Here is a 23,894-nt window from a genome sequence, read left to right on the forward strand (position 1 = left end):
CCCTGGGTCCCGTTATGTCCAGCCCTTCATCCCTGCAGCCGACCCGCTACACGACTTCGCTCTGCACCTGCACGCCCGCACCCGCGCCTGCCGTCCCGATCTCGCTGAGCTTCACCGGACGCCCCTGCTGCCATGACAGCTTCGCCGCATGGGCGATCCGCTCCGCCTGCAGCGCGTCGATGCCGTCCACCGGCAGCGGCCTGTCGTGCAGCAGCGCTTCCACGAACTGCCGGGTCTCGTCCATGTACGCCTCATTGTACCGCTCGAGGAAAAAATGCAGCGGCTTATCCCGCAGCAGTCCTTCGGCTGTCGACACCTCGGCCGTGTTCGGATGGTCGTTGCTGACGGCGGCGCTGCCCCGGGAGCCGAACACCTCGACCCGCTGATCGTAGCCGTAGACCGCCTGCCGGGAGTTGTCGATGACGCCGAGCGCCCCGCTCGCAAACCGAAGCGTGACAATCGCCGTATCCACGTCGCCATGCTCGGCGAATACCGGGTCCACCAGCACACCGCCCTGCGCATACACCTCCACCACCTCGCTGCCGGACAGGAAGCGCGCCATGTCGAAGTCATGGATCATCATGTCCATGAACAGCCCGCCGGACCTCGCGATGTAGTCGGGATGCGGCGGATTCGGGTCCCGCGAGGTGATTCGGACGATATGCGGCTCGCCGACCGTGCCCTGCAGCACATGCTCCCGCACCCGGCGGAAGTTATGGTCGAAGCGGCGGTTGAAGCCGACCTGCAGCTTGACGCCAGCCGCCTGTACGGCTTCGATCGCCGCTTCCGTCGCGGAGAGATCCATGCTGACCGGCTTCTCGCAGAAAATATGCTTGCCCGCCCGGGCCGCCTCGATGATCAGTCCCACATGCGTATCGGTGGAGGAGCAGATGAATACCGCATCGATGTCCGCTCGGGAGAGGATCGCTCCGCTGTCCTTCGTCACCTGCCCGATGCCGCGCTGCGCCGCCCAGGCCTCCAGCTCTTCGCCTGCGAACAGATCGCTGATGGCCGCCACTTCCGCCCCCGGCAGACGGAGCAGATTGTCCGCATGAATTTTGCCGATCCGCCCTGCACCGATAATCCCGATTCTGATCTTCTTCATCTCCTGGATCCCTCCGCTTTGCCTGCACAGCCGAACAGGCGGATTTTGGCCCGTACCGATGCCTTGACGGCTTCTCTTGCGGGAATAAGATAGGAACGCGGGTCGTAAGCCTCCGGGTGCTCCGCCAGGTAGCTGCGGATGGCCGCCGTACAGGCCGCTTGATTGTCCGTGTTCACGTTGATTTTGCTTGTGCCGCGCGCGATCGCCTCACGGATCTCCTCGTCGGGCAGGCCGCTGCCCCCGTGCAGCACGAGCGGCAGTCCGGTCAGCCGCCGGATCTCTTCCATGCGGGAGAAGCCCAGCTTGGGCTGTCCCCGGTAGGGGCCGTGCACGGAGCCGAGCGCCGGAGCCAGGCAGTCGATGCCCGTCTCCCGCACGAGCCGGACGCAGTCTTCGGGCACGGCGTACATGCCCTCCGCCTCGTCGACGACAAGATCGTCCTCCCGGCCCGTAATGCGGCCCAGCTCGGCCTCCACCGCAGCGCCCAGTACATGAGCGGCCTGTGTGACCCGCCCGGTCACGTCGATATTCTCCTCCAATCCATGGTGGGAGGCATCGATCATGACCGAGGTAAAGCCGGCCTGCAGCGCACGAAGGCAGACCTCGTACGTGGATCCGTGATCGAGATGCAGGGCAACCGGTACGGTAATCCCATAATGGTCGATCAGCGCCCTGACCATGCCGGCAATGCAGGGGAGCCCGCCCATATAAGGGATGTAAGCCTCACTGACGCCAAGGATGACCGGCGCCTGCTCCTCCTCGGCTCCCAGCAGGATCGCCTGGGTGAATTCCAGGTTATTGAGATTGAACTGCCCGACGGCATAGCCCCCCTCGAGCGCTTGCTCCAGCATGTTTTTCATTGAGACGAGCGTCATAGCCCCATACCTCCTTTTTGGGCAAAAAAAAGCGTTGTCTGTCCAAGTGCCTCGCAGGCTGGCGGGTCTGAGGGAAAGCAGAGGGCGCTAGACGGATAGCGGCCCGGTGCACCAGGCCGTCAACCCGCCGGGGGCTGCCTCCTGTCCATGGGGGACCGTCGAGCTAACAGGCCTTGCTTACTGCCTGCCGGCCTCCGCCGCCACAGCGTTCTGCCCCGGCAGGCCTCCCTGCAGCAGGGCCGCCTGCCGCTTCAAAGCCGGCCAGCCCTGCTCCCGCCTGCACGAATCTCCCTGTGCCCCGAAAAGGGCCCGTCTCCCGCCCCCTTTTTTTACCAGCGGGCCGTGACCATCTTCTTGCGCGTGTAGAACTCCACCCCGTCCGTCCCGTTGGCGTGCAGATCGCCGTAGAACGACTTCTTCCAGCCGGAGAACGGGAAGAACGCCATCGGGGCAGGCACCCCAAGGTTGACGCCGAGCATGCCCGCATCGATCGTCTCGCGGAACTGGCGCACCGCGCTGCCGCTCTTCGTGAACAGGCACGCGCCGTTGGCGAACTCGGATCGGTTGGCAAGCTCAATCGCTTCCTCCAGCGTCTCTACGCGGACAATCGAGAGCACCGGGGCAAAAATCTCATCCTGCCAGATCTTCATATCGCTGTCCACGCCGTCGAAGATCGTGGGGCCGACGAAATAGCCGCTGCCCTCCGCCGCCGCATCCCGGCGCCCGTCGCGGAGCAGGATCGCGCCCTCGTTCTCGCCGGTCTCGATGTACTTCAGCGTCCGCTCCTTGTGCGGGCCGCGGATGACCGGCCCCAGGAAGACGCCGTCCTCCAGCCCGTTGCCGATCGTGATCGCATCCGCCGCCTGGAGCAGCTTCTCCACCAGCGCATCGCCGATGTCACCGACAGCCACCACCACGGAGCAGGCCATGCAGCGCTCTCCCGCAGAGCCAAAGGCCGCACTCGTAATCTCCTTGACCGTAAGCTCCAGGTCCGCATCCGGCAGCACGATGGAATGATTCTTCGCGCCGGCGAGCGCCTGTACGCGTTTGCCATGCTTCGATGCGCTCGTGTAGACGTACTCGGCCACCGGCTGGGAGCCGACGAAGGAGACCGCCCCGATCCCCGGATGCTCGAGCATCCCGTTCACCACGTCATGCGCGCCATGCACGATGTTCAGCACGCCGTCCGGCAGGCCGGCTTCCGTGAACAGCTCCGCCAGCCGGTTCGCGAGCAGCGGCGTCCGCTCGGAAGGCTTCAGCACGAACGTATTGCCGCAGGCAATCGCGAGCGGGAACATCCAGCAGGGCACCATCATCGGGAAGTTGAACGGCGTGATGCCGCCCACCACCCCGACTGGGTAGCGGTACATGCCCGATTCCAGGCCCGTCGCAATGTCCGGCAGCTGCCGGCCCATCATGAGGTTCGGCGCGCCAGCGGCGAACTCCACGCACTCGATGCCGCGCTGTACTTCGCCGTAGGCTTCGCTGTAGCTTTTGCCGTTCTCCAGCGTGACGAGCTTCGCGAGCTCCTCCCAGTGCTCCACGAGCAGCTGCTGGTAGCGGAACAGGATGCGGGCGCGTCTGGGCACCGGCGTGCGGCTCCACACGGCGAACGCCTCCTTGGCCGTCCGCACGGCCAGATCCACGTCACCCTTCGTGGACAACGGCACCTGCGCGATCACTTCCTCGGTCGCGGGATTGTACACCGGCTCGCAGCGGTCCGACTCGGAGGGGGTCCAGCGGCCGCCGATCCAGTTGTTCAGCACCTGCGTAATCACTTGGGTCATAGGGAAGTGCTCCTCTCTGCTCAGGTTCATTTTTATCAATACAGCCTATTCTAAAAAGTCAAACGGTCGCCGTAATCTCCCCGCGGTTGCACCGCTCAATGTAATCCTCGACGGCTTCGGCCGTCGGCATCGCATCCGAGCAGCTGTGGGACGAAATGACGATGCAGGCGGCGGCGCTGCCGAACTCCATGCTTTTCTCGAGCGTCCAGCCCTGCATGACGCCGTACAGGAAGCCGGCCGCATAGGAGTCTCCTGCGCCGAATGTCTTGACGACCTTGGCCGGGAAGCTCTTGGCCCGGTGGGATGCACCGTCCCGGGTGTAGGCGATCGAGCCCTCCTTGCCGTGCTTGATGATGACGATCTTCGCCGCATAGTCGAACCACTTCGCCGCCGTCACCCGGTCATCGCCGCCCGGATTGCCCCCGAGCGCCTCCATCATATCGAACTCCTCGCGGGTGCCGAGCAGGATGTCGCACTTCTCGGCCGCCAGGTTGTAGTAGACTGCGGTTTCTTCCCTGGAGGTCCAGGTGTACGGCCGGTAATCCAGGTCGAAGGCCACGACCGTCCCGTGTTTCTTGGCATAGTCCAGCGCCAGGAATACCGCTTCCCTCGAAGGACTCTTCGCGAGGGCCGTCCCCCGAGATCAGGAGCAGCTTCGCTTCCGCGATGAGATCCTCGCGCACCTCGAGCGGGGACAGCAGCAGGTCGGCGGCATTGTCGCGGTACATCAGGATGCTGCACTCGGAGGGGCTTTTGATCTCCGTAAAAGCCAGCCCCGTCACCGCGCCCGTCCGGTCCGTCACGACATTCTCCGTGGAGATGCGGTTGCGCTCCAGATAATCCGTGATGAAGCGGCCCATCTGGTCGTCCGCCACCTTGCCGATGAACGCCGTGCGCAGGCCGAGGCGCGACATGCCGATCGTAATGTTCGCCGGAGAGCCGCCGACATACTTGGTGAACGTCATCGTCTCCTCCATCGGGCGGTTGATCTCGTTTGCGTTCAGATCGATGCAGAGACGGCCGACCGCCACAAAATCCAGCGGCTTGCCCGCCGCAAAGGAAACATAACTCATTACGCGATCCCTTCCTTTCGGTCGATGAGTCCTTCCAAGTAGAGCAGCGCCTGCTTCGCATAGTCGTAAGGCGGGTGAGCCGCCGGATCCTGCTCCCCTTCGAGCATCGCCCAGCCGCCGTAGCCGCGTGCGGCCAGCTCGCCGACAATCGGGGCGAAGTCGATGCACCCGTCACCTGGCACCGTGAAGACTCCTTTGCGGATGCAGGTAATAAAATCAGCCCCTTCCGCGCGCGCCTCCTCCAGCACCTGCGGGCGGATGTCCTTCAGGTGGACGTAAGCGATCCGGTCATAGTGCTTCTGCAGCACGCTCAGCGGGTCCGCCCCGCCGTAGTACGCATGCCCGGTATCGAACAGGAGATGCACCAGCGCCGGGTCGGTCATCTCCAGGAGACGGCCGATCTCGTGCCCCTGCTCCACGACCGTGCCGCCATGGTGGTGGTACGTCAGCTTCAGCCCGTACTCCCGGGCAATGACGCCGGCTTCATTCAGGCCTTCCGCCAGGCTCTCCCAGCCCGCATCGTCCAGCCGGAGCACTTCCTTCTCGTGCGGGGTGCGTCTGGGGTCAAAATGCAGCGAGCCCCCGATCTCGCAGGTGGAGATGACCTCGGCGCCCATCTCCCTCAAGAAGGCGGCATGCCGGCGGTACGCTTCCAGCTCTTCTTTCCGGTATGCCGGGTCCGAAAACAGCACCGACTTCCACTGGGACACGAGCTGCAGTCCCCGGCGGGAGAGCTCCTCCCTCAGCACGGCCGGGTCCGCCGGGTACTTGCGCCCCATCTCCGTCCCCCGCAGCCCCAGCGCCGCCATATCGTCCAGTATCCGCTCGTACGTCGTATCGTCCCCATGCTCCTTGACATCCTCCCCGACCCAGTTGATCGGGTGCGCTCCCAGGCGGAACGGCAGTTTCGCCATCTTAGATCTCTCCTCTCTTCTCACCGGACCGTAACCGCTTCGATCCGGCTCTTCATCCCGCGGTGCGCTTCGAGCACCTTCCCGCTAACCGACACTTCCGGTACGCCGACATTCCACCACGATTCGTAGCCGCCCGTGTTCGTTCCCGGAACGACCGGGATCTCGATCAGGGTCGTGATGCTTTCCTCCTTCGCCAGCCGCAGCGCCTCCTCCAGCTCCTCCGGCGTGGAAGCCTTGTAGGCCTTGGCCCCAAGCGCCCGGGCATGGGCGGCAAAGTCGATCGGCAGGTACGCCCCGGTCAGCCGGGAGGTCTCCTGCGAACGGCGGCGGAATTCATTGCCGAAGCCGTCGCTCCCATGCTCCCGCTGCAGGTTGTGGATGCACTGGAAGCCGTGGTTGTCGAACAGCAGCACGGTGATCTTGCGTCCCTCCTGCAGGGACGTCAGCAGTTCCGAGTGCAGCATGAGATAGCTGCCGTCGCCGACCAGAGCGTAGACGTCCCGGCGGGGGTCGGCGAGCGCGGCCCCGAAGGCGCCGCTGACCTCATAGCCCATGCAGGAGAAGCCGTACTCCATGTGGTACGTCTTCGGCCCGGCGGCCCGCCACAGCCTGTGCAGGTCGCCCGGCAGCGAGCCGGCGGCGCAGACGATGACCGCCTCCGGTCCGACGGCCGCGTTGATAACGCCGAGCGCCCGGGTCTGGGCGAAGCCCGCCTCATGCTCCGCCGTGTACAGCCGGTTGACCTCGGCGTCCCACTCGGCCTTGCGGGCGGCGATCTCGCCGGGTGCATAGCCGCTGGCATAGCCCGACTCCTGCAGGGCCTCCCGCAGGAGTCGCAGTCCTTCCCGGGCGTCCGCGAGGAGCGGCGTTCCGCTGAGCTTCGCCCCGTCGAAGGCGCTCACGTTCAGGTTGAGGAAGCGGACCCCCGGATGGCGGAAGGCCGACTTTGATGCCGTCGTGAAGTCCGAGTACCTAGTGCCCACGCCGATAACGAGATCCGCTTCCTGCGCGAGCCGATTGGCGGCGAGCGAGCCCGTGACGCCGATCGCGCCGGCGTTCAGCGGATGGTCCCAGGGCAGCGCGCCCTTGCCCGCCTGCGTCTCCGCCACCGGGATGCCGAAGGTTCCGGCAAGCGCTTTCAACTCCTCTGCGGCTTCCGCGTAGAGCACGCCTCCCCCGGCGACAATCAGCGGCCTGCGGGCCGACTGTACCAGCTCCGCCGCCCTCCTCAGCGCTTCCGGGGCAGGAGGCCTGCGGTCGATGTAATGCACCCGTTTATCGAAGAAGGAGAGCGGGTAATCGTACGCTTCCGCCTGCACGTCCTGCGGGAGCGCCAGCGTGACGGCGCCGGTCTCGGCCGGGTCGGTCAGCACGCGCATCGCCTGCAGCAGGGCTGGCATCAGCTGCTCGGGCCGCTCGATGCGGTCCCAGTATTTGCTCACGGGCTTGAACGGATCGTTGGCCGAGACCGTATAGTCCCCCGCCACCTCGAGCTGCTGCAGCACCGGGTCCGGCTGCCTCGTGGCGAAGTTGTCGCCCGGCAGCAGCAGCACCGGGATCCGGTTGACCGTGGCGGTCGCCGCGGCCGTCACCATATTGAGCGCGCCCGGCCCGATCGAGGAGGTGCAGGCGAAGATTTCCATCCGATTACGCTGCTTCGCAAACGCGGCGGCGGCATGCACCATGCCCTGCTCGTTTTTGCCCTGAATGAAAGTAAGACTTCCGCTGCTGCGCTCCAGCGCTTCCCCGAGCCCGGTCACATTGCCGTGCCCGAAGATGCCCATGACCCCGCGGACGAATTTGGTCTCCCGGCCGTCCCGGCTGACATACTGCGCATCGAGAAACCGGAGCAGCGCCTGGGCCATCGTGAGACGGATCGTGCTCATACCCATTCTCCTTTCGCATACTCGTTGAATTAATGAAGCGTGTGCGTTAAGGCCTTGCAGGTCATATCAGATAAGGAACAGGTTAAAATGAATGCCGGTTAAGTTAAGTTAAGCGCTTAACCCTTTCTAGAGAAACGCTTGCCCGTTAAGGTAAGCGCTTTATTTGATCTTACTACAGACCGCGTTTCCCGGCAATAGCTTTTTTGGAAGAATTTTCTGATGCGTCTGCCGACGCCCCCATGCCCTACTCGACTGGAAGCCTTTTCCCTGGAGCAAGCAAAAGGATTTCCCCGCTTTCCTGTCGAATCTTCTTCATTAACCCTGAACTCCGCTGTCAAGGCAAATCAAAAGCGGTGACATTCCCGGGAGAGGAACGCCATCATGAACTTTCAACAGCTATTGGGGATGATTCCGATCCCCCGGCGCATTGAGTCCTGCTCTGCGTCCCAAACCCTCCTTCTCCAAGCAGACGAGCACGTGCTGCTCATTGTCCGCCGGGGGCACGTTACGGTCGCCGCCCGGGCGGGAAGCCGCCGTTGTGGCACAGGCTTTCGCCTGTCATCCCACTGCAGGCCCCTGGGTCATCCAGGTGCCAAGGACCAAGGAAGCCGAGTATGCGGTGATCCGCTACGGAATGCTCCCCGAGCACAGCGAATGGACGCTGGAAGGGACGCTCCACACGGTCAGCGAAGTCAAAATCCATTACATGATCGACGAGCTTCTCCGTACGTGCGACGCGTTCGGTCCGGAGCCTCTTCCCCCAGAGGAAGAAGCAGCCCAGCGGTTCCGGATGCGGCTGATGCTCGAGCGGATCCTGTTTATCTGCCTCTATGAATCGCAGGCCCAGACGGAGAAACACTCTTCCGCCGAAGCCATCGAAGAGACGCTTTCCTATATTAACGAGCATTACATGCTGAAGCTGACGCTTCCGATGCTCGCCAGACGCGCGGGCATGAGCGGCGGGCACTACACCGTGCTGTTCAAGCGGCATACGGGCATGACGCTGACCGCCTACCTGCACCGGCTGCGGATCGAGAAAGCCCGGCAGCTGTTCCTGCAGACCGACCTGCCCGCCAAGGAAATCGCCCTGCGGGTCGGATTCGCGGACTATTTTCACTTCAGCAAAACCTTCAAAAAAGTGACGGGCACCGCCCCTTCCGTCTTCCTCCAGCAAACATCTAAAAATCAGACATAGGCTTTCTGCAAATTGGACATGTCCGGCCGCGGAAGAATGGGCTATAATCCAACTGATAATAATTATCATTTTCAGGGGGAGAAAGAAACCATGTCTCATTGGATGACCCGCACACTTCGCACCGTACTGATCTGCCTGTTCGCCGTAAGCCTCGCTGCCTGCGGCAAAACGGTTCCCAAAGAGGAGGCCTCCGCCTCCGGAAATGCCGCACCTGCATCTGCAGCCCAGAAAGCAGGCAAGATTACCGTTCAGGACGCCATGGGCACCGTCGAGCTGGCCCAAAAACCGGAGCGCATTGTCACGATGGAATTCAGCTTCACGGATGCCCTCGTCACCCTGGGGCTGAAGCCGGTGGGCGCAGCCGACGACTCCAATCCGGCTCTGTTCATGGACGCGGTGAAGAGTCAGATCGGCGATTATAAGTCTGTCGGCTCCCGCTACGAGCCGAATATCGAGCTGATCAGCTCGCTGCAGCCCGACCTCATTATTGTGGATCTCAACAAGCACAAGAATGCGATCCCGCAGCTCAAGGCCATCGCCCCGCTGCTCGTGCTGGATGATTTTCAGGCCGACTATGCCCAGATGCTCAAGAACTACATGATCATCGCACAGGCGACAGGCAAGGAAGAGGAAGGCAGGAAGCGCCTTGCCGAGCATCAGACCAAGATGGACGAAGCGAAGAAGAACATCAAAAACACGAACCTCCGCGTCCTCCCGGCCGTCGTCAATACCAAGGGCTTCTTCGCCCACTCGGACCACTCCTACACCGGCTCCTTCATCGCCATGCTGGGCTTTACCGATCCGGTGAAGAACGAAGCTTCGTATCCGCAGTTCACGCTGGAGCAGCTGGCCGAAGCGAACCCGCAGGCGATGTTCCTGATGCCGATCGAGAAGGAGAACATCGAGAAGCAGTGGGCTTCGAACCCGCTGTGGGGCCAGATCGAAGCCGTCTCGGGCAATAAGGTATTCTATGTGGAAAGACGCGACTGGTCGCTCTCACGCGGTCTGATCGGCTCTGAGAAGATGGCCGAGGATATCGTGAAGCATCTGGGGGCGTAGCTCTATGCCTATGCCGCATCATAATCCAAGCTTATCGGACAAGCAGAGCCCTGCCGGGCGTCTGCTTCTCCTTTTTTGTGCCTCCGTGCTCGTGCTGGCGGCCGGCATCCTCTGCTCCCTGAAGTGGGGGGCCGCGCACGTCACCTGGACGGAGCTGGTTCAGGCGCTGACCTACCAGGGAAGCGGCAAAGCGCACCTCTACATCCAGACGCTCCGCCTGCCCCGCACCCTGACGGCCTGCATCGTGGGGGCGCAGCTCGCCCTGGCGGGACTGCTCACCCAGCTCGCCACGAAGAACCCGCTCGCTTCCCCGCATGTCTTCGGCATTAACGCGGGGGCGGCCTTCGCCGTCGTGCTCGGGCTGGCGGCGGCCGCGGAGCTGGCTCCCCTGGGGACTGTGCTGGCGGCCTTCGCCGGTGCGGCCGGCGGCGCTCTCCTGATCTGGACCCTGGCGGGGAACGGGCCGAAGCAGGTGGTCCGGCTGGCCCTCTCGGGCATCGTGATCCATTTCCTGCTCTCCTCCCTGACGGAGGGCCTCATCATCCTGAATCAGCAGTCGACCGAGAACATTCTCTTCTGGCTGGTCGGCTCGGTCAACCAGGCGGCCTGGCCGGAGGTCCGGCTGCTGCTTCCCTTCCTGGCCGGCGGCCTGCTCCTCCTGCTCTTCATGCTGCCCGCCTTCCGGCTGCTCACGCTGGATGATGAAGTGGCTGCGGGCCTCGGCCAGCGGGTGACCGTGGTGAGGACCGCCTGCATGGGGCTCGTCATCCTCCTCGCCGGCTCAGCCGTTGCCGTGTGCGGACCGATCGGGTTCGTCTGCCTGATCGTGCCTCATATCGCCCGGGCGCTGGCCGGCAGCCGTCTGCCCGTACTCGTGCCGCTGACGGCGCTGCTTGGAGGTGCCATGCTCGTGTACGCCGACTTCCTCAGCCGGTTTATCGCGTTCCCTTATGAGTCTCCGGTCGGGATCGTCACGTCCGCCATCGGAGCCCCCTTCTTCATCTACCTGACCGTCAAGAAAGGAAGGGCCGCCTCATGAACAAAAGCATCGTACTGGCCGCTTCGCTGCTGGCCCTGCTCCTGCTGACGGTCCTCTCCGTTCGGGTCGGCGCCGTGCCCGTGCCCTTCGGCGACATCGGGTCTACATTGCTCGGGGAACCGAACAAGTCCTATTTCATCGTGCATGACGTGCGTCTGCCCCGGGTGCTTGTCGCCATCCTGGCAGGCATGGGGCTGGCCGTCGGCGGCGTGATCCTGCAGGGCCTCGTGCGCAACCCGCTGGCGAGCCCCGACGTCATCGGCATCACGAAGGGAGCCGGCTTTGCGGCGGCAGCGCTGATCTTCCTGTTCCCGGGTGCGCCGGGCTATGCCCTGCCCATGGCCGCCTTCGCCGGGGCCCTCGCCGCTTTCGCCATTCTGCTTGGGCTCAGCCGCAGGCTTACTCTGAGCCCTTCCGCCCTCGCCCTGACCGGCATCGCCGTCGGAGCCGTCTTCCAGGCCGGCACGCAGTATCTGATCGTCTCGCATCCGGCCGACGTCAGCATGGCGCTGCTCTGGATGACCGGCAGCCTGTGGAGCCGGCGCTGGAAGGATGTGCTCACCCTGCTGCCCTGGATCGTGGTGCTCGTGCCGCTCGTGTGGAGGCTGTATCCGAAGCTCAACGTGCTGCAGTTCGGCGACGAGACCGTCACTTCCCTGGGGGTCAACCTTCGGGGCGAACGCCTCCTCCTGCTGCTTCTGGCCGTCGCCCTCGCCGGCATCTCCGTCTCTGCGGTCGGAGCCATCGGCTTCATCGGACTCGTCGCCCCGCACATCGCCCGGAGCCTCGTCGGGGCGAAGCACCAGTGGCTCATCCCGGTCGCCGCGCTCCTCGGCGCGGACCTCATGCTGCTCGGCGATGCGGTCGGACGGATCGTCATCATCCCGCGCGAGGTGCCGGTCGGCATCATGACGGCGGTTATCGGGGCGCCTTACTTCATCTATCTGCTGCAAAAGGAGCGGTGGAAGCTGAGGTGACGCAGACGAGGTTTAAAGGGGGATGATGGAGTACATCACGGCTGTCCTATCGGGCAGTCTATGAGAAACTATTCGCCGTCCTCTTCCCGGAACAGCTCCTGCAGCATGCGCTGCCGGTTATTCAGAAACCGCCGGGTAAGCTCGTAGTGGTCGGTTTCCTCCAGCGTCACCTCTTCGATGCCACGGGAGGTCAGCTGATAGATGACGGACTCGGGATAAGACATAAGAATGGGCGAATGGGTGGAGATGATGAACTGCGAGTTTCGCTGCACAAGCTTATGGATCTGGGTCAGCAGCGACATCTGCCGGAACGGGGAGAGAGCCGCTTCCGGCTCGTCCATCATATACAGGCCGTTCCCTCTTAACCGGTTCAGGAAGGCGGCGAAGAAGGATTCGCCATGCGACTGCTCATGAAGGGAGCGTCCCCCGAAGCCCTCGATGATCTTGGGAGCGCTGGAGATTTCACGGTCCATGTCCTCGATATTGCTTGCCAGATTGTAGTAGCTCTCGGCCCGGAAAAAAAAGCCGTCCCTGGGCTTCCTTATCCCGCGCACCAGCCGGAGATACCGGTGCAGCTCCGAATGCGAGGCGTACGTGGAGAACTGAAAGTTCAGGCTTCCCCCCTCGGGATTGAAGCCCCAGGCCACGGCGAGCCCCTCGATGAGGGTGGATTTGCCCATGCCGTTGTCACCGACGATGTAGGTGACTTTGGGATGCAGCTCCAGGGTGTCCAGCTCGCGGATGGCATGCAGATGAAACGGGTACTGCTCGAAGGAGGGTACCTTCTCCCGAAGCAGCTGGATGCATCTCAGATACGTGTCGGACTGAAAACCGGTCATGCGGAGTACAACCTCCTTTCCCTTATGAGCCTATTGTACCCCGTACGGCAGCTTGTGAGAAAATCATCGTCCGTTGGCCTGGGGGGCGGGAAGGGTTGAGACTGGACCGCAAGAATCACGTGGGCACAGCGATGGGGGCGATGCCGGGTTAATCAGAATCATACACAGCACAATATAGCCGCCTGGACTGATGGAGTCCATGGCGGCTTACGCTGCGTTATGGCCCATGTCCCTGTGAGACGGCCCTGCACCGACCGCCCCTCTTCAGACAGGTCCGTCCAAACCAGACAGCCTTGTAAGTCGAGTCTACGGTGGCTTAACGTTATGTTATAGACCCTGTTCCTATGAGATGGCCCTGCAGCCGCCTGTCGCCTTAGGTCCCGACTTATCCTGAGCGGACAAGCCTTTCTCTTCTGACGGTCCATCCAACCAGACAACCTAGCCCGTTTCCTCCACCATGGAACGGGAGACCTTCTCTGTTGAATATAGAGGAACTTGGATGCCTTATTCGGGTATTTCCCGTGATTTCCCAAGAAATAGAGGAACTCAGATGCGTTATGGTGGTCATTTTCAATCAAATCCGCCCCCCTGGCTCACAATAGCGAACCTCAGTTCCGCTATCTTCAAATTGCCCTGTCGCTGAAGCGTATAACGCACCGTAGATCCTCTATTTCCGTGTTTCACCCAAACGTGCCCCGTCGCGTCGCATTACAACGCGAGCTGCCGTGCACTCTCAGCCGCCCGGACTTTAGCGTCCGTGGCGGCTTTCGTGCTTTGCAAGCTGCAGCGGCGAAAAGGGGAACGTCCCCGATGATCACGGGAGCCGTTCCCCTCTTTCCCCTGCAGTCTCATAGATGCGGGACGGTCTGCCGCGCCGCTGAACTTATTTCCCCAGCGTCACGCCACCAGAGACCCGCCCCTTCCTCTGCAGCCCCTTACTTCTTCGGCGCCCTCGCGTACGCCTCCTTGTACTCCTGGGCCATGGCGTCGCCGCCGGCCTTGCGCCACTTCTCGATCTCGGCCTTCCAGCCGGCCTCGTCGATCTTGCCCATGATGAACTTCGTCATCGCGTCGGTGATCATCTGCTCGAGCTCCTTGCCGCGCTCCGAATACGTCGCGGATTCGAGCGTGTGCGCCGGGTTCGTCACGATGAACTTCTCGTTCTCCTTGCCGACCGTCTGGCTCTTGCGGAAGAGATCCGTCTCCTTGCTCGGCTTCGCGACATTGTACGCTTCTCCGCGGTGAGGGAGCGTGTCGCGGTACGGCTTGACCTCCTTGGCCGCGGCCGTTGGGTCCAGCGGCTGGGTGTAGTCGCCCTTATCCTCCCAGTGGCGGCCTTCGATGCCCTTGACGAGCAGCGTCGCCATCTGCGGGTCCATGAGCTTGTCGACGAAGGCCAGCACCTTCTTCAGCTCAGCCTCGGAGGTGACCGTCGACTTCGGCACGGCGAGGAAGCCGGCGTTGCCCGGCTCACCCGGCAGCCTGCGCCCGCCCGGCCCTTCGACCGGCGCTACGTCGGCCACCGCGCCTGGCACCACTTTCACGAGCTTATCCTGCCAGCTCTGCGTGTTGCCGCCGGTGAAGCGGATGCCGGCCCGGCCCGATTCGTACACCTTATCCATCTCGGTGGACTCGTATACGGCGAAGTCCTGGTTGATCAGCTTCTCGTCGTAGAACCGCTTGAAGAGCTTCATCGTCTCGAAGTAAGGCGCCGTGGTGAAGTCCGGAATGAAGCTTCCGTTCTCCACGAGCCACTTGTTCGGCGCCCCCTGCGATACGGCGAGGCGGGCCAGAGTGGAGTTGACGTCCAGGTTGTATTTTTTCTCGAGCATGAGGCCGTAGGTATCGTTCTTGCCGTTCTTGTCGGGGTCGTTCAGCGTCAGCGCCTTGACCACGTTGTACCAGTCGTCGAGCGTCTTCGGCACCTGCAGGCCGAGGGCGTCGAACCAGTCCTTGCGGTACTGGATCGCGGCCCGGCCGAGATCGCGGAACAGCGGCACACCGTAGATTTTGCCCCCCACGGCGATGTTGTTGTAGTACTGCTCATTCTGCGCCGCCAGGTTCTTGTAATCCTTGAGGTAAGGGCCGATCTCCCAGAACAGGTCGGACTTCAGCGCGCCGACAATCGTCGGGTTGTAGTTCAGCTTGATGAGCTTCGGCAGCTCGCCCGAGGCGATCATGACGTTGATCTTCTCGTCGTAGGCCGACTGGGGAATCCACTGAATCTGCAGGTCCGTGTTCGTGTAAGCCTTGATCGCCTTCTCGACGTCATTGTCCTTCTGCGGAATCTCGCCGACCTGATTGACGATCAGGGTCAGCGGATAGGGTGTGCCGTCATCCTGCGGTGCCCCCTGGGCTCCTTCTCCCGTACTTTCGCCGCCGCACCCGGACAGAACGCTGGTCAGCAGCACCGTGCCTGCCAAAGCCGCCGTTACTTTCTTCATGTAATATCCCCCTCAGGATGGAATGAAAAAATGGTCGTCTCATGTCTCATGCTCGGTCAAACGCCGGCGGCAGTCCCGACAAGGGAGGGAACCGGCCAATGAAGTAGGGGAGAAGGCCGCCGAAAAACTGCATTCGCGGACGCGGAAGGAAGCAGCCGATGTGACTAGCTGCGCGATATCCTACTCCAGCGCCGTGTATTCAAAATAATCAAAGTCCGCCGCACGCCCGGCTGATGCCGGGGCATCCCTGCTCTCGGCGAACAGCCCGATGTACGCGCCGACGAAGCTTCCCGCGCTGTCCGGGCTGAGCAGCCGGCCGTCGACCTCCTCGGCCAGCGTCAGCCAATCCTCCGCCCGCTCCGCCACCGCGAAGCGCAGCGACTGCCCGTGCGCTTCCGCGAGCAGGTACAGCCGCACCGCGGAGACTTCCCGCGCGGCCAGCACGCACTCTTCGCCCGCTTCGCGCCGCACGACGCGCACCGCTGCCCCGCCGCCGGCATCCGCACCGCTGCCGGCTCCCACAATCTCCACCCGGATCTGGTAATCCGGGCTCTGGTACAGCACCAGCCCCGCCGCTTCGCCCGCCGCCTGCGGCGCGAATTCCACCGCGGTGCGCACCGCGAAGGACATGTGCTGCTGCCGCCGGCCGACGAAGGCCGGGTTGCCCGGCTCCGTGATCTTGTCGTCCTTGAGCCGCAGCCGCAGATACCCCGGCCGCTCCTCCAGGCTCCAGAATTCGCCGCGCGGGGTCCGGATGAAGTTCCAGCGGTCCTCAAGCATCGGAGCATCGAAGTGGTCGCACGCCGGCAGCGAAGACCAGCGCTGCTCCGGCAGGTCCGGCCGCACGGACTCCAGCTCCACGACGCCCTTGCCGGGATTGACGACCGGCCAGCCGTCCTCCCAGCCCATCGGCACGAGGAACGTCTCGCGCCCGAGGTTGCGGTGGGAGCCGCCGTACGGACGGGAGGCGAGGCAGACCATCCACCACTCACCGTTCTGGGTCTCCACGATGTCCACGTGACCGACATTGGCGATCGGACTCGTGCTGCCGAGATGGCGGTGCGTGAGGATCGGGTTTCTTTTGCACGATTCGTAAGGTCCCGTGAGGCTCTCGCTTCTCGCGACGGTCACCGAGTGGGTGAATCCGGTGCCGCCTTCGGCGATGAACAGGTAGTAGTACCCGTTCACCTTATAGAGGTGCGGTCCCTCCTGCGCATGAATGCCCTTGAGCGCGCCGTCCCAGAGGCTGAACTTCGGGCCGGTGAGCTGATGCGTCTGCAGATCAAGCTCCTGCAGCCAGATCTCCATATGCTTCGGGTAGAGCTGACCCCCGGGCGGCATCCGGTTGCCGGTGTAGTACACCCGGCCGTCGTCATCAAAGAACAGCGACGGGTCGATGCCCGGCGCATCCTCCAGCCAATACGGCTCCGACCAAGGGCCCGCCGGGTCCTGCGCGGTCACGTAGAAATTGCGGCGCACGCTGGTCGCATTCTCCACGAAGGTCGTGATCATGTAGAACGTCCCCTCGTGGAAGCGCAGTGTCGGGGCATAGATCCCGCGCGAGACCTGCACGCCGTCCAGATTGAGCTGGGACGGACGGTCCAGGGCATGCCCGAGCTGCCGCCAATTCACGAGGTCCCTGCTGTGGAAGATCGGCACGCCCGGATAATATTCGAAGGTGGACGCAGCCATATAATAGTCCTCGCCTACCCGGCAGATCGACGGGTCCGGATACATGCCGGGCAGGATGGGATTGCGGAAGGTGCTTTGCTGCGGATGCGTATTCGTATTCAAGTTCATCATACTCCTTCGGTTATTAGGTTGGATCACGACGCGGTGTTCGTACCACTCTCCGCTCCGGTGTCCAGACCCCGACCGTCCCGCCTACCCTTTCACCGAGCCGAGCAGCACACCCTTGGTAAAATGCTTCTGCAGGAACGGATACACGAGCAGGATCGGCAGGGTGGCGAAGACGATCACCGCCATCCGGATGGTCAGCGGCTGAATCTCCGCGTCGTCGATATTCGTGTCGCCGATGCGGCTCTGGGCAAGAATGACGATCTCCCGCAGCAGCACCTGCACCGGCCATTTCGTATTGTCGTTGATATAGAGCACGGCGTTAAAATACTGGTTCCAGTGCGCCACGGCATAAAAGAGCGCAAAGGTGGCCATGGCCGGCATGGAGAGCGGCAGCACGATGCGGAACAGCACCCCGAGGTCGGAGCAGCCGTCGATCTTCGCCGAGTCCTCGAGCCCGTCCGGAATCCCCTGGAAAAAGTTCTTGAGCACGATGAGGTTGAAGGCGGAGATCGCGGACGGAATCATGAGCGACCAGAGCGTGTTCGTCAGCCCCAGGCTTTTGACCACAAAATAAGACGGGATCAGCCCCCCGCTGAAGAGCATCGTGAAGAGCACGCCGAGCAGGATCGTCTGCCGGCCCCGCAGGTACGTCTTCGCGAGCGGATAGGCCATCAGCGAAGTGAACAGCAGGTTGATCAGGGTGCCGAGCACGGTGACGTAGACCGACACAAGCAGGCTCCGCAGCAGGGTATCCGTAGAGAAAATATACCGGTAAGCGGCCAGCGACCACTCCTTCGGGAACAGGATCATGCCCCCGCGGGCCACCTCGGCCGGGTCCGTGAACGATACGGCAAGCACATACAAAAACGGAATGACGCACAGGATGGCGGTTACGAGCAGAACCCCGTAGATAACGAAGTCCAGCAGACGGTTGCCGAGCGTTTTGTCGTATGACATGGGAACTCCTCCTCTCCGGCGCTAGTAGACGCCTTCCTCACCGAATTTTTTGGCCAGCCGGTTGGCTCCCAGCACGAGAATCAGCCCCACGAGGGACTTGAACAAGCCTACCGCCGCACTGTAGCTGTACTGGGCCTGCGTCAGGCCCTTCACGTACACGTACGTGTCGAAGACCTCTCCCACCTCGCGGTTGGTCGGCGTCAGCATGAGGAAGATGTGCTCGAAGCCCGAGTCAAGGAAGTTGCCGAGCCGCAGGATGAGCAGGATGATGATCGTGCTGCGGATGGCCGGCAGCGTGATGTGCCAGAGCTGGCGCCAGCGCCCGGCCCCGTCGATCCGCGCCGCTTCATAGAGCTGCAGGTCGACGCCCGCCAGGGCCGCCAGGAAGATGATCGTGCCCCAGCCGACTTCCTTCCAGATCGACTGCGTGATGATCATCGTCCGGAACCACTCCGGCTCGAGCAGGAAGGCGACCTTCTCACCGAACAGGTAGAAGAGCAGCTCGTTGAGCACCCCGTTCTCGGTCGTCAGCAGCATATAGAAGATCCCGACCACAACGACCCACGACACAAAATGCGGAATGTACACCAGCGTCTGCACGAACCGTTTGAACCGCTCCCGCCGCACCTCGTTCATCATCAGAGCGAGCACGATCGGCAGCGGAAAGAAGAAGATCATGTTGTACAATGCAAGAATGACGGTGTTGCGGAACAGCGTCCAGAACTGCGGCTCCGCGAAGAAGCGCCGGAAGTGCTTCAGCCCTACCCAGGGGCTGTCGGCGTACCCGAGATGCGGCTTGAAGTCCTGGAACGCCATGACCACCCCGTACATCGGTACATACTTGAAAATGATAAAATAGGCGACGCCCGGCAGCAGCATCAGATACAGCCACTTGTCCCGGATCACGTCCCTGAGCCAGGCGCTGCGGCTCTTCAGCCGGGCATCCGCGCCCGACCCGCCGGCAGGCCATGCCGATTCAGCCTTCATGTTCCCGGTCCTCCCCGTGAATTGGTGATGCCCCCATTATCCGGCGAGGGGAAGCGCCAGGCTATAGCCGGGGGATAACTTCCTTCGGGGGACCGGGAGAACAGGCGCTGCAGAGGGCGACGCCGTGCGCGGGCATAGCCTTGAAGCAACCCGGTGTGCAGAAGGCAACCAGGTCTCGGCAGGGTCTCCTCCCGCATCCGGCGGGAGAGCAGCGACAGGATGCGTGCCCAAGGGCTGTATCCGCCCAGCGGATGACCGGGAGGCGGGAAGGCTCCTTATCCCACTATTTCTCCCAGCCGTTGAGCTTCTGGAAGCCGCTCACCACGCTGCGGTTCATCGGCTTCGCGTATATACGATATCTGTGGCGGAGGGGCAGCTGACCCGGGCCCGGCCGGTGAAAGGATTCCTGCAGGCTGCCGTTTCACCAGCCCTAAGCCCTGCAGGCTGCCTCCGCCCTGCTGCTTAGCCTGCGGCACCTTCTCCTTTTGTCCGCGCGTACGTGTCTGACATCCGCCCCCTGCCCGTGCGAGGTCGGCCCAGCTGTCCCTCCTCCGCCCTGCTGCCGGCATACCAAACGGGGCAGTCCCGGCCGGGCTCCCCGTGTGGCATTCTATCCTTGCTGGTCGATGAGGTCCCTGTACTGTCCCGGCGTCATGCCGAAGGTCTTGCGGAAGCTGCGGATGAACGCGCTGATGTTCTTGTACTGCAGCTTCTCCCCTACCTCGGAGATCTTCAGCGTGGTCGTCTCGAGCAGCACCTTGGCCATGTTCATCCGGTATTCGGAGAGATAGTCGCTGAACGGCACGCCCATCTCCCGCTTGAATACCCGGCTGAGGTACACCGGGTGAAAATTCAGCTCCGCCGCACACGACTCCAGCGTAATGTCCCCGTCGTACCCCTCGTGAATCATCCCGACGAGCCGGTCCGCGATGTTCACATACTGCGATTCGTTCTTTTCGGAGAGCAGGGCGATGATCGGCGCGAACAGGCGCGTGGCGAACCAGACCGAGATCTCTTCCCGGGTACGCAGCCGCATCAGCCGCTCCACCGCGCTGTCCCCCTCTAGCACCTTGCGCAGCGGGACGCCCTGGTCCTGCACCAGCAGCATCAGGCGCGACATGAGCTGGAGCAGCAGCAGATGGTGCTCCTGCGTGAAGCTGTCCTTGTGCAGCACGGCCGACAGGTACTGGTCGAAGACGGCGGACGCCCGCTCCGGCTGCATCTCCCGCAGTGCCTGCACGAGCTGCTCCTCGAGCACCTTGAGATGGGCGTAGACCGTGGTGCCGCTGCCTTCATGCCGGGCGATATCCTCGTAGCGCACAATAATCTCCGGGCCGAGCGAGATCCGGCACTTCAGGGCGTCGAGACTCTCGCCGTAGGCTTTGACCGTACCCGACAGCTTCATAAACGGCTGGGAGATGCCGATGCTCACCTGAAGCTGAAGGTAGCTCTCCACATGGGTGCGGATCGCCTCCGCCGTGCGGTAGAATTCCTCCTTCAGCGCTTCGGGTTCCTCCGTCTGGGAAGCAAGCAGCGTGACCTGCGTCTCGTCGAGCAGAATCGGAGAGAACCGGCTCGCGGGCGGCAGGAGTTCGCCGACGATATTGTTCACGGCGAACAGCAGCAGCTCCCGGTCCTCCTCGGCGTAACGGGTCTCCTGGAGGTTGTCGATCGCCAGCGTCAGCACACCGAGCCGCTTCCACCCTTGGGGAAAGCCGTACATCTGGGAGCGGTACTCCACATCGTTCGTGGAGATCTGGCCCGTGAACAGCTTCAGCACGAAAAACTCCTTGAGGTGTCCGGCCTGCCCTTCCATCCGCTCCTGCAGCTGCGAGCGGGAGACGGCCAGCGACTGGAGGCTCTGCCGGATGTAGGCAAGCTCGTCGCCGCCGTCCCGGACCTCCTCCGGCCGCTCCGGCGTCAGGCCCCGGCTGTATTCGAGCAGGCTGCGGATCGGCGAGTACATCCGCCGGGAGCCTACATATGCGAACACCAGCACGAGCAGCAGGATCAGCGCGCAGGCCGCCCCGGTGATCAGCGCGATCTTCTTCGGCTCCTTCGTGATCTCCGCCTGCGAGATCAGGGACACGTACGTCCATCCGTTGTATCCGGAGGTGCGGTACAGCACGCTGACCTTCTCGCCGCCCGCCTCCGCATGGAAGAAGCCCGTCCGACCCCCCGGGCTGCCGGCCAGATCGGCGATCCGGCGGTTGATATCCCCGAGCTGCGCCTGCTCCTCCGGCGTGGCCAGGAAGGCAAGGCCGCTGGCATCCAGCACATAGTTGTTCCCGAGACGGTTCTTCGGGGCCAGCAGACCGCGGATGTCATCCTTCGCCAGATGGACGACAAGCAGTCCCTTGGGCGCCGCCGAGCGGGGCAGCAGCGGGATCTTGTGCACCAGAGTCACGGTCTCCGTCGTGGCGGCCACCGTTTCCACTCCGGGCGACACGCCGCTCGATGACACGGGGACAGGCGCGCTCCGCGTGCTCCAGAAGATGCTCGACGGGTGCATCGCGTAGGCGGCGAATTCCCGGCGCTGCTCCATAGCGCTCAGCTTGTAAAGCATCCCGAGCGAGACGGCCCAATCGCGGTCGATGTTCACGAGATACGCCTGCTTGATGACCGCCTCCGTCTGCAGATGGGACAGCTCGGCCGACAGCTCGCGCACCTCCGGGAACTCGCCCGGCGTCAGCGTTTCGTTCATCGCCGTTTTGACCCGGGAGGAGGAGACGAACTGGGTTGCCGACATCTCCAGCGATTTCAGTGACTGCTCCACCCTCATCTGGGTTTGGGACAGCAGCTGCATGTTCCCTTCGCTTACCTTTTTCTCGATATCGCCCGCAGCGATGTAGTAGGAGACGATGCCGATGAACACGGTCGGCAGCGCACCGAGAACCAGACTGAAGACCAGAAGCCGCAGCAAATATCCACGCATGTTGATGTTCTTCCCCTTCCGAAGGGCCGGCTTCCGCTTCCTGTCGATCGCTCCGCTGCCTGTTCGTCCGCCCCGCCCTGCTCGCAGTGTATTATTGTCAAGTATCGCCTATAGCCCCTACTGCTTACAAGAGAAAAAATAGAGCGCTTTCTTTACAAATCAGAGAGAAGGCTTGCCAATTCAACCCTAGTCAGCGATTGGCGTTCCCCTGCAAGCCTCCATAGGAGCTGGAGCTGCCGCAAAGTACGGGATACCATGGACCTTCGCGTGTCTCCTGCAGTCCGGGAGAGCCGCCAAGACGCAGGGACCGGAAGCATCGTTCCGGTCCCTGAATCGGTATGGCTGCAGGCCGGAACAGCGTCACCCCGGGCCGCTTGATGCCGGAGCTCCCGTCGTTCCCCCTGCTTGGAAACCTTCTCTGCCGCTTACAAGGACTCCACGCGGAACCAAGGGAAGTCGGCATGGCCGCCGTCCTTGCCGAGGCAGAACAGGCCGAGCTTCGCACCGACCCAGCCGCCCGGTACGGCCTCGAACGGCTCGCCGATCGTCTCGTATGCGGTGCCGTCCAGGCTGTACTCGAAGGTGCATACGGCTTCGAGCACGATCTTCACCCGGAGGTAGACGGTCCGCACGGCAGCGTCCAGCTCCACGACCGCCGCCACGGCTTCGGATGAAGATTCTTTGCTGCCCGTCCCGGCGACGAAGACAAGCTCCGTCCGCTGCCCCGTGCTGCGCAGGGCGGCATAGCGGTAGTCGTGGCCGAACACGGTCAGGCCGGCCAGCGTCTCGCCGGAGCCCGGCGTGAGCGTGAGCGCGGTGGAGGCTGCAAGCTCGGGAGCCGGAAGCTTCTGGCAGAGCACGTTCGGCGCATCGTAGAACGTGTCGGAGCCTTGGGGCAGCGCACGGGCGAACAGGCGCAGCTGCCCCGGATTCTCCGTGAGCGAGTGCCAGCCCGGTTCGCGGTTGCCCTGCCACTGCCACTGCAGGCCGAGCTCCGGCTTCTCGAATGTGTCGGAGGTCTCCGGCACAGCGGGCGGGTAGATGCGGCCGACATCCGGCTTCTGGTGGATGAGCACCGGCTCGCCGATCCCGTCGCCGTTCGTGTCGATCCCCATCACCGGCCAGTCGTTCTCCCAGGACATCGGCTGGAGATGGACGATCCGCCCGTAAGCCTCTCGGTCCTGGAAGTGGAGGAACCAGGATTCGCCGGACTCCAGCTCGACATAGCCGCCCTGGTGAGGCCCGTTCACGATGCTGTCCCCCTGGTGGAGCACCACTTTCTCCTCATAGGGGCCGAAGACCGAACGCGAGCGGAGCACCAGCTGCCACCCTGTCGATACGCCGCCGGCCGGAGCAAAGATGTAGTAGTAGCCGTTCCTCTTGTAGAACTTCGGTCCTTCGACCGTCGGGTGATGCTCCGTGCCGTCGAAAATCATCACGCCGTCGTCCAGCAGCGACCTGCCGTCCGGGCTCATCCGGCACACCTGCAGCCGGCTCTTGATGCCGCAGCGGCTCTTGGCGAAGGCATGCACGAGATAGGCCTGTCCGTCCTCATCCCACAGCGGGCACGTGTCGATGATGCCCTTGGCCTCTTGGACCAGATGCAGCGGCGACCAGGGACCCGCCGCATTCTCGGCGTTCGTCATGTAGACTCCCTCGTCCGGGAAGCCGACGTAGATCCAGTACTTGCCGTCGTGGTACCGCATGCTGGGGGCCCATACGCCGTCCCCATGGCGGACCTTGCCGTTGAAGCTGTCCGGCAGCCGGTCTACGGCATAGGTGAGGATCGTCCAGTTCACGAGATCCTTGGAATGGAGAATCGGCAGACCCGGGGAACTGACGAAGCTCGAGGCGGTCATATAAAAATCTTCGCCGACGCGGATCACATCGGGATCCGAATAGTCGGCATACAGGATCGGATTGCGGTACTGCCCGCTGCCGAGGTCCGCGTACCACACAGGTTGATCTTGTGAAGTCGTTTTCATGGCTGGGTGAGCCCCTTTCTCTGGCCGGATTTGGAAT

The 23,894-nt window shown here is 63.0% G+C and carries 16 protein-coding genes and 1 pseudogene; 4 read left to right on the top strand and 13 right to left on the bottom strand.

What is annotated here, in order from left to right; all coding sequences use genetic code 11:
* Positions 1 to 46 precede the first annotated feature (46 nt).
* The 6 genes and pseudogenes from iolG to iolD all read right to left on the bottom strand — a co-directional run bounded on the left by iolG (position 47) and on the right by iolD (position 7,640).
* Positions 47 to 1,105 carry an inositol 2-dehydrogenase gene (gene iolG, locus PM3016_RS27960; protein ID WP_014371753.1) on the bottom strand — a complete coding sequence of 353 codons (1,059 nt, stop codon included), beginning with the start codon at positions 1,103 to 1,105 and terminating at the stop codon, positions 47 to 49.
* Positions 1,102 to 1,980: a class II fructose-1,6-bisphosphate aldolase gene (gene fba / locus PM3016_RS27965; protein WP_014371754.1), complete on the bottom strand. Its 879-nt coding sequence runs from the start codon at positions 1,978 to 1,980 to the stop codon at positions 1,102 to 1,104. The genes iolG and fba overlap by 4 nt, the downstream gene beginning before the upstream one ends.
* Positions 1,981 to 2,309: 329 nt before the next feature.
* Positions 2,310 to 3,767, bottom strand: a complete 1,458-nt coding sequence (locus tag PM3016_RS27970; RefSeq protein ID WP_013919772.1) for a CoA-acylating methylmalonate-semialdehyde dehydrogenase — start codon at positions 3,765 to 3,767, stop codon at positions 2,310 to 2,312.
* 58 nt (positions 3,768 to 3,825) lie between these two features.
* Positions 3,826 to 4,840, bottom strand: a pseudogene (iolC, locus tag PM3016_RS27975) (5-dehydro-2-deoxygluconokinase).
* The gene (gene iolE / locus PM3016_RS27980; RefSeq protein ID WP_014371755.1) at positions 4,840 to 5,754 is read right to left on the bottom strand and encodes a myo-inosose-2 dehydratase; all 915 of its coding nucleotides are present in this window, start codon (positions 5,752 to 5,754) and stop codon (positions 4,840 to 4,842) included. Before iolE ends, iolC begins: the two are co-directional and overlap by 1 nt.
* A gap of 20 nt (positions 5,755 to 5,774) precedes the next feature.
* Entirely contained in the window at positions 5,775 to 7,640 is a 1,866-nt protein-coding gene (gene iolD / locus PM3016_RS27985; protein WP_014371756.1) for a 3D-(3,5/4)-trihydroxycyclohexane-1,2-dione acylhydrolase (decyclizing), read from the bottom strand.
* 538 nt (positions 7,641 to 8,178) lie between these two features.
* On the opposite strand from iolD, the gene PM3016_RS27990 reads away from it, so the two are divergent.
* The 4 genes from PM3016_RS27990 to PM3016_RS28005 all read left to right on the top strand — a co-directional run bounded on the left by PM3016_RS27990 (position 8,179) and on the right by PM3016_RS28005 (position 11,910).
* Complete coding sequence (locus tag PM3016_RS27990; protein WP_013919777.1) at positions 8,179 to 8,835, top strand: helix-turn-helix domain-containing protein; 657 nt, start codon at positions 8,179 to 8,181, stop codon at positions 8,833 to 8,835.
* Positions 8,836 to 8,925: 90 nt separating this feature from the next.
* The gene (locus PM3016_RS27995) at positions 8,926 to 9,894 is read left to right on the top strand and encodes an ABC transporter substrate-binding protein (protein ID WP_014371758.1); all 969 of its coding nucleotides are present in this window, start codon (positions 8,926 to 8,928) and stop codon (positions 9,892 to 9,894) included.
* A gap of 4 nt (positions 9,895 to 9,898) precedes the next feature.
* A complete protein-coding gene (locus PM3016_RS28000) occupies positions 9,899 to 10,933 on the top strand; it encodes a FecCD family ABC transporter permease (protein ID WP_014371759.1) in 1,035 nt (344 codons plus the stop codon).
* On the top strand, positions 10,930 to 11,910 hold the full coding sequence (locus PM3016_RS28005) for a FecCD family ABC transporter permease (RefSeq protein ID WP_013919780.1): 981 nt from the start codon (positions 10,930 to 10,932) through the stop codon (positions 11,908 to 11,910). Before PM3016_RS28000 ends, PM3016_RS28005 begins: the two co-directional genes overlap by 4 nt.
* A 68-nt stretch (positions 11,911 to 11,978) precedes the next feature.
* Here the strand turns inward: PM3016_RS28005 and PM3016_RS28010 are convergent, their stop codons facing one another.
* From PM3016_RS28010 to PM3016_RS28040, 7 genes are all read right to left on the bottom strand, one after another.
* Positions 11,979 to 12,749 carry an AAA family ATPase gene (locus PM3016_RS28010; RefSeq protein WP_014371760.1) on the bottom strand — a complete coding sequence of 257 codons (771 nt, stop codon included), beginning with the start codon at positions 12,747 to 12,749 and terminating at the stop codon, positions 11,979 to 11,981.
* A gap of 935 nt (positions 12,750 to 13,684) precedes the next feature.
* Positions 13,685 to 15,193, bottom strand: coding sequence for an extracellular solute-binding protein (locus PM3016_RS28015; protein ID WP_014371761.1), 1,509 nt, complete (start codon positions 15,191 to 15,193; stop codon positions 13,685 to 13,687).
* Between the two features lie 180 nt (positions 15,194 to 15,373).
* Entirely contained in the window at positions 15,374 to 16,993 is a 1,620-nt protein-coding gene (locus PM3016_RS28020; RefSeq protein ID WP_187298039.1) for a glycoside hydrolase family 43 protein, read from the bottom strand.
* 84 nt (positions 16,994 to 17,077) lie between these two features.
* Positions 17,078 to 17,950 carry a carbohydrate ABC transporter permease gene (locus PM3016_RS28025; protein WP_013919784.1) on the bottom strand — a complete coding sequence of 291 codons (873 nt, stop codon included), beginning with the start codon at positions 17,948 to 17,950 and terminating at the stop codon, positions 17,078 to 17,080.
* Positions 17,951 to 17,971: 21 nt separating this feature from the next.
* The gene (locus tag PM3016_RS28030) at positions 17,972 to 18,937 is read right to left on the bottom strand and encodes an ABC transporter permease (RefSeq protein WP_014371763.1); all 966 of its coding nucleotides are present in this window, start codon (positions 18,935 to 18,937) and stop codon (positions 17,972 to 17,974) included.
* A gap of 610 nt (positions 18,938 to 19,547) precedes the next feature.
* A complete protein-coding gene (locus PM3016_RS28035) occupies positions 19,548 to 21,872 on the bottom strand; it encodes an AraC family transcriptional regulator (RefSeq protein WP_014371764.1) in 2,325 nt (774 codons plus the stop codon).
* A gap of 425 nt (positions 21,873 to 22,297) precedes the next feature.
* The gene (locus PM3016_RS28040; RefSeq protein ID WP_014371765.1) at positions 22,298 to 23,857 is read right to left on the bottom strand and encodes a glycoside hydrolase family 43 protein; all 1,560 of its coding nucleotides are present in this window, start codon (positions 23,855 to 23,857) and stop codon (positions 22,298 to 22,300) included.
* Between the last annotated feature and the right edge of the window lie 37 nt (positions 23,858 to 23,894).

It is taken from the genome of Paenibacillus mucilaginosus 3016, from assembly GCF_000250655.1.
In the GTDB taxonomy this organism is placed as follows: Bacteria; Bacillota; Bacilli; order Paenibacillales; family NBRC-103111; genus Paenibacillus_G; species Paenibacillus_G mucilaginosus.

Excerpts from the sequence above, each read along its gene's own strand:
- fba (WP_014371754.1), bottom strand. The coding sequence starts at position 1,980 with ATGACGCTCGTCTCAATGAAAAACATGCTGGAGCAAGCGCTCGAGGGG.
- PM3016_RS28030 (WP_014371763.1), bottom strand. The coding sequence starts at position 18,937 with ATGAAGGCTGAATCGGCATGGCCTGCCGGCGGGTCGGGCGCGGATGCC.
- PM3016_RS27970 (WP_013919772.1), bottom strand. The coding sequence starts at position 3,767 with ATGACCCAAGTGATTACGCAGGTGCTGAACAACTGGATCGGCGGCCGC.
- PM3016_RS28040 (WP_014371765.1), bottom strand. The coding sequence starts at position 23,857 with ATGAAAACGACTTCACAAGATCAACCTGTGTGGTACGCGGACCTCGGC.
- PM3016_RS28005 (WP_013919780.1), top strand. The coding sequence starts at position 10,930 with ATGAACAAAAGCATCGTACTGGCCGCTTCGCTGCTGGCCCTGCTCCTG.
- PM3016_RS28020 (WP_187298039.1), bottom strand. The coding sequence starts at position 16,993 with ATGAACTTGAATACGAATACGCATCCGCAGCAAAGCACCTTCCGCAAT.
- PM3016_RS28015 (WP_014371761.1), bottom strand. The coding sequence starts at position 15,193 with ATGAAGAAAGTAACGGCGGCTTTGGCAGGCACGGTGCTGCTGACCAGC.
- PM3016_RS27995 (WP_014371758.1), top strand. The coding sequence starts at position 8,926 with ATGTCTCATTGGATGACCCGCACACTTCGCACCGTACTGATCTGCCTG.
- PM3016_RS28010 (WP_014371760.1), bottom strand. The coding sequence starts at position 12,749 with ATGACCGGTTTTCAGTCCGACACGTATCTGAGATGCATCCAGCTGCTT.
- iolE (WP_014371755.1), bottom strand. The coding sequence starts at position 5,754 with ATGGCGAAACTGCCGTTCCGCCTGGGAGCGCACCCGATCAACTGGGTC.
- PM3016_RS28025 (WP_013919784.1), bottom strand. The coding sequence starts at position 17,950 with ATGTCATACGACAAAACGCTCGGCAACCGTCTGCTGGACTTCGTTATC.
- PM3016_RS28035 (WP_014371764.1), bottom strand. The coding sequence starts at position 21,872 with ATGCGTGGATATTTGCTGCGGCTTCTGGTCTTCAGTCTGGTTCTCGGT.
- iolD (WP_014371756.1), bottom strand. The coding sequence starts at position 7,640 with ATGAGCACGATCCGTCTCACGATGGCCCAGGCGCTGCTCCGGTTTCTC.
- iolG (WP_014371753.1), bottom strand. The coding sequence starts at position 1,105 with ATGAAGAAGATCAGAATCGGGATTATCGGTGCAGGGCGGATCGGCAAA.
- PM3016_RS28000 (WP_014371759.1), top strand. The coding sequence starts at position 9,899 with ATGCCTATGCCGCATCATAATCCAAGCTTATCGGACAAGCAGAGCCCT.